Below are 4,847 nucleotides of genomic sequence, written 5' to 3'. Positions count from 1 at the left end.
CCGGAAGCGCCGCATCCCACGCGGTCGACCACGTCGCCGAGACGTGGGACGCGCAGGATTACGGCGCTATGGATCCCGAGGATTACCACGACTTTCAGGTGAGTCGGCCGACGCTGTCGCGCTTGCCGGACGGAGAGAAGGTGATCTCGTGGCCGGGAACGGTGGTGTCCACGTGTGCGGCGGTCTCGACACCCGAACGGCGAGTGTCTTTGGTGCGCGGAATCGAGCCGTCCATGAGGTGGCGTCAGTTTTGCGGAGAGCTCCTCGACTATGCGGAAGACCTGGAGGTCAACACCCTCATCACGTGTGGTGCGCTGCTCGTTGACGTTCCCCACACGCGGCCGTTTCCCACGTTCGTGTCATCCGAGAGCGCTCAGGCGCGGAGGTTGTGGGGCATCGAGCGTTCCGACTACGAGGGTCCCACCGGAATCGTCGGCGTCCTTGCCCACGAGGCCCAGTTGCGCGGGATCACGGTGCTGTCGATGTGGGTGGGCGTTCCCCACTACGTAGCGCACCCGCCAAACCCCAAGGCCACCTTGGCGTTGCTGGGGCAGATCGAGCGTCTCGTGGGGGTGCCCATCGCACTTGGCGAACTTCCGGACGAGGCCGATGCCTGGACCCGCGGAGCCGACGAACTCGCCGAGGACGACGAAGAGATCGGCGAGCACGTTCGCCAACTCGAGTCCCTGATGGATGAGGCCAGCCTTCCGGAAGCCTCCGGAGACGCGATCGCCGCCGAGTTCGAGCAGTTCTTGCGCCGACGCGACGGCGGGCTCGGCAAGCAGTAGCGCCGGGCAGGGGCACCGCCGCCCGGCGACCTAGATGGCCGCCACGGCCCCCGTGCCGAGTAGCACGACGATCACTACTGCGAAAGCGACTCGGTACACCACGAACGGCATGAACGACCTGGTGGTGAGCATGCGCAGGAACCACACGATCACGAGGTAGCCCACGGCAAAGGCCACGACAGTCGCAATGATGGTGGCCGCAACTCCTGGGCCGCCAGACGCGGTGAGGTCCCCGTAGCTGGTGGCCAGTTCAAAGAACGCCGAGCCGACCACTGCCGGGATCGCGAGCAAGAACGAGTAGCGGGCGGCGGCCTGTCGGGTCAGCCCCAACCAGCGGGCCATCGTGATCGTGCCGCCGGAGCGCGAGACCCCTGGAATCAGCGCAGCGGCCTGAGCAAAGCCAAGCAGCACTGCGTCCCGCGCGCGCAGTGTGTCCAGTTCGCGTCGGGCGGGGCGCACTCGATCGACCCAGCCGAGGATGATTCCGAAAACCGCAAGCACCGTCGCGGTGATGTACAGGTTGCGCACACTCGTCTCGATGGCGTCCTTGAACAAGACCCCGATGACGACGATCGGCACGGAACCGAGAATCACCCACCAGCCCATGCGCGCGTCGGCGCTGTTGGCACCCCAGCGAGAGGCACGGTCCCGGCCGTCACGTCCAGTCAGCGCCCTGAACCACGCGGCAATGATTCTGGCGATGTCGTGGCGGAAGTACAACAGCACGGCCGCTTCCGTTCCCAACTGGATGATGGCGGTGAAGGCCGCCCCTGGGTCGCCGCCGTGAGGAAGCAGCGGCCCGATGACCCGGATGTGCGCCGACGAGGAGATCGGCAAGAATTCTGTGAGGCCCTGCACGAGCCCAAGGACGACGGCTTCCCACCAACTCATGTCGGACAGGCTACTTCCCGCGCGCCGCACGCCGGACCGCGGCGCGCCCCGGTAGGTTCGCTCGCATGCAGCGCAGACGGCTCGGGGCTCGCGGAGCTGAGGTCTCGCGTCTCGCCCTCGGGACGATGACGTGGTCGCGCGACACCTCCAGGGAAGAGGCTGGCAGGCTGCTGGGTGCATTTGTGGACGCGGGTGGCTCCCTCGTCGACACCGCCGCCACGTATGCGGACGGGGGATCGGAATCGGTCATTGGCTCGCTCCTCGACGGCGGATTCTCGCGCTCAGAACTCCAGCTCTGCACCAAGGCCGGCGTGCGGCGCACGCCAGAAGGAGGAGTGATCGACGCGTCGCGTGGCGCACTTCTCGACACTCTCGACGCGTCGCTCGCGCGATTGATGACCGACCACGTCGACTTGTGGCTGGTCCACACGTTTGACTCCGTGACGCCTCTCGAAGAGACGATGCATGCGCTGGAGGTGGCTCTCACCACTGGTAGGGCGAGGCAAGTGGGAATCTCCAACTTCCCGGGGTGGGCAATGGCTCGAGCCGCGTCTGTGGCTCGGGAGGCGGCAGCACCCGCCGCCACCCAGGTGGAGTACTCGCTGCTTGAGAGGGGAATTGAACGAGAGGTGGTGCCCGCGGCACAGGCTCTCGGCATGGGCATCCTGGCCTGGTCACCGTTGGGGCGCGGAGTACTCACCGGAAAGTACGCCCACGCGATTCCCGCCGACTCGCGCGCCGCTTCCGACCATCTCGCCGGATTCGTCGAGCCCTACCTGACACCGCGCACCGCATCGATTGTCACCGCGCTCACCACCGCGGCCGAAGGCCTCGGGCGTTCTGCGCACGAGGTCGCCCTCGCCTGGGTGAGGGATGCCCCCGGCGTGGCCTCGGCAATCGTCGGGGCGCGCACGGCGGAGCAACTCGAGCCGAGCCTCGCCGCAGAGGACCTGGTGTTGCCGGAGCCGATTCGTACTGCGCTCGACGACGTCACCGCCCCCGACATCGGCTACCCCGAGCGGCGGTAGACCATGCTTCGACGATGCCCGAGTGCGGAGACCTACCGCAGGTCGAACTCCTCGATCTCGTCGTCCATCTCGTCCTCGTTTTCGCTGGCGTGCCCGTCGATCGGCTCGAGTTCGTCGTCCTCGGTGTCGTCATCGCCATCGTCGTCGCTGTCGTCATCGGTATCGTCGAAGTCGTCGAGGACCAACGGAAGCGACTCGCCAAACGCTGAGTCGAGTGCGTCTTCGTACCGTTCGAACGCTTCAGCCACCGCGTCGAAAGCGTCGTCCACCGCCGCGTCTTCGGCGCTGCGGCGTGCGACAACCGCCTCCAGGTGGGCCTCGAGCGCCCCTGTCAAGTGTCGCAGTGCCTCACGGGCGTTGGTACTCATGAGGATGACGTTACCCCTCTCGCGGGGTTAGATGGGAGACAAGATGACCGACTCAGCGCGCTTGACCTCCGGCCACGTCATCAACCCGCGCCTGGAAAATCGCCCCCCTGGTTCTCACATGCAATGGAGGGTGGTCGATATCCCGCGAGATATCACGCGCCCTGAGACCACTCAATTGCTGTCAGAGCAGGCCGAATACGGTCGCTGGGAGCTCGCCCGTACCGTGGTCTTCATCGGCGGCGCCCGCCGCGTGTGGCTCCGCAGGCGCACGATGCACGTGGAGCGCACGGACGCTGCTTAGCGAGTGCCCTCGGTGCCTCAGCAATCCAGCAGGAACTGTTCGACGACGTCCGCCCCCACCTCGAGGCTCTCGATCGGCACGCGCTCGTCTATTCCGTGGAAGAGCGCGGAGAAGTCGAGATCCGGCGGCAACTTGAGCGGTGCGAAGCCGTAACCGGCAATTCCCAACTTGGCCAGGTGCTTGTTGTCGGTGCCGCCCATCAGGGAATAGGGCAACACCACTGCATCGGGGTCTGCGGTGTGCAGAGCCTCGATCATCTTGTCCACCACGGGGCTGTCGAACGGCGACTCGGTGGCGCCCTCGTTGATGTAGGGCTCGACCTTGACGTGGGTTCCCGCGAGCTCCTCGATCGTGCGAAGCACGGACTCCTGTTGTCCCGGCAAGAAGCGCGTATCAACGAAACCGCGCGCCACATCAGGGATGACGTTGACCTTGTAGCCAGCGTCGAGCATCGTCGGGTTGGACGTGTTGCGCAATGACGCTTCGATCATGCGGCTCACGGGCCCCATCCCCGCAACAATCTGCGCCACGCGCTCCTCTGTCGGCTCGTACTCGAGATCGAGTAGCTCCGCCGCTCCGCGCAGCAGGTGTTCCACCGTCGGGCCTATATCGAGCGGCCAGCGGTGCTCTCCGATGCGGGCCATCGCGCCCGCCAGGTGCGCCACGGCGTTGTCGTGGTGCACCAGCGAGCCGTGCCCCTGAACGCCTGACGCCGCGAGCTTCAGCCACTGAATGCCCTTCTCGGCCGTCTGAATGAGATACGTCCGCTTGCCCGCGATCTGAATCGAGAAGCCACCGACTTCGCTCACCGCCTCGGTGGCGCCCCTGAAGTCGTCGGGATGGTTCTCCACCATCCAGCCGGCGCCTTTGCGCCCGCCGTGCTCTTCGTCGGCAAAAAAGGCGATCACGATGTCGCGCGCGGGCTGGCGACCCGTCGAGATGAGACGCCTGACCGCCTCAAGGTACATCGCGTCGACGCCCTTCATATCGACCGCGCCGCGGCCCCAAATCATGCCGTCAATCACGTCGGCGGCAAAGGGATCCACCGACCAGTCGTCCTTGAACGCTGGTACCACGTCGAGGTGTCCGTGCAGCACCAACGGCGGGCGGGTGCTGTCGGCACCCTTCCACCAGGCCGTGAGGTTCGCGCGGGTGGGCTCGGACTCCCGAATGACAGGGTCGAGACCCAAATCCGACAGGAAGGACGCCACGTAATCCGCCGCGACTCGCTCCCCCGGGCCTGGGTCGTCGCCGAAGTTGGACGTGTCGATGCGCATCAAGTCTTGCGCGAGGGACGTCACGGACACAGGCGGCATGTGGCCAGGCTACCCCGACGGTCAGAGCCGATTGAAAGGGTGCGCCTTGTCAGGACGAAGTGCGCTGAGGCCGCCGGTCGCGACGAGGATCCTGCAGTGTGGTGTCCGAGGGGGGACTTGAACCCCCACGCCCGTTAGGGCACTAGCACCTCAAG

Annotated in this window: 6 protein-coding genes; 3 read left to right on the top strand and 3 right to left on the bottom strand. The window is 66.1% G+C overall.

Features of this window, described 5'->3' with window-relative positions; translation table 11 throughout:
- A partial coding sequence (locus tag QZZ33_RS07525) for a PAC2 family protein (RefSeq protein ID WP_291379158.1) occupies positions 1-788 on the top strand: 788 nt, incomplete at its 5' end.
- 30 nt (positions 789-818) lie between these two features.
- Here the strand turns inward: QZZ33_RS07525 and QZZ33_RS07520 are convergent.
- Positions 819-1,679, bottom strand: a complete 861-nt coding sequence (locus QZZ33_RS07520) for an undecaprenyl-diphosphate phosphatase (RefSeq protein WP_291379157.1) — start codon at positions 1,677-1,679, stop codon at positions 819-821.
- Positions 1,680-1,744: 65 nt separating this feature from the next.
- On the opposite strand from QZZ33_RS07520, the gene QZZ33_RS07515 reads away from it, so the two are divergent.
- On the top strand, positions 1,745-2,707 hold the full coding sequence (locus tag QZZ33_RS07515; protein ID WP_291379156.1) for an aldo/keto reductase: 963 nt from the start codon (positions 1,745-1,747) through the stop codon (positions 2,705-2,707).
- A 32-nt stretch (positions 2,708-2,739) separates the two neighbouring features.
- Here QZZ33_RS07515 and QZZ33_RS07510 read toward each other — a convergent pair whose 3' ends face one another.
- Positions 2,740-3,075: a primosomal protein gene (locus tag QZZ33_RS07510; RefSeq protein ID WP_291379155.1), complete on the bottom strand. Its 336-nt coding sequence runs from the start codon at positions 3,073-3,075 to the stop codon at positions 2,740-2,742.
- A 43-nt stretch (positions 3,076-3,118) separates the two neighbouring features.
- Here QZZ33_RS07510 and QZZ33_RS07505 point away from each other — a divergent pair, with 43 nt between their 5' ends.
- Positions 3,119-3,376 carry a DUF5703 family protein gene (locus tag QZZ33_RS07505; RefSeq protein ID WP_366475812.1) on the top strand — a complete coding sequence of 86 codons (258 nt, stop codon included), beginning with the start codon at positions 3,119-3,121 and terminating at the stop codon, positions 3,374-3,376.
- Positions 3,377-3,393: 17 nt separating this feature from the next.
- Here QZZ33_RS07505 and QZZ33_RS07500 read toward each other — a convergent pair whose 3' ends face one another.
- A complete protein-coding gene (locus QZZ33_RS07500; RefSeq protein ID WP_291379154.1) occupies positions 3,394-4,692 on the bottom strand; it encodes a M20/M25/M40 family metallo-hydrolase in 1,299 nt (432 codons plus the stop codon).
- Between the last annotated feature and the right edge of the window lie 155 nt (positions 4,693-4,847).

Origin of the sequence: Demequina sp. (genome assembly GCF_016278775.1) — a bacterium.
In the GTDB taxonomy this organism is placed as follows: Bacteria; Actinomycetota; Actinomycetes; order Actinomycetales; family Demequinaceae; genus Demequina.
The sequence above is the reverse complement of the archived record's forward strand: the minus strand, read 5'-3'. Positions and strand labels throughout refer to the sequence as shown.

Bases quoted from the DNA above. Each gene is read 5' to 3' on its own strand.
- QZZ33_RS07520 (WP_291379157.1), bottom strand. From the start codon at position 1,679: ATGAGTTGGTGGGAAGCCGTCGTCCTTGGGCTCGTGCAGGGCCTCACA.
- QZZ33_RS07515 (WP_291379156.1), top strand. From the start codon at position 1,745: ATGCAGCGCAGACGGCTCGGGGCTCGCGGAGCTGAGGTCTCGCGTCTC.
- QZZ33_RS07510 (WP_291379155.1), bottom strand. From the start codon at position 3,075: ATGAGTACCAACGCCCGTGAGGCACTGCGACACTTGACAGGGGCGCTC.
- QZZ33_RS07505 (WP_366475812.1), top strand. From the start codon at position 3,119: ATGACCGACTCAGCGCGCTTGACCTCCGGCCACGTCATCAACCCGCGC.
- QZZ33_RS07500 (WP_291379154.1), bottom strand. From the start codon at position 4,692: ATGCCGCCTGTGTCCGTGACGTCCCTCGCGCAAGACTTGATGCGCATC.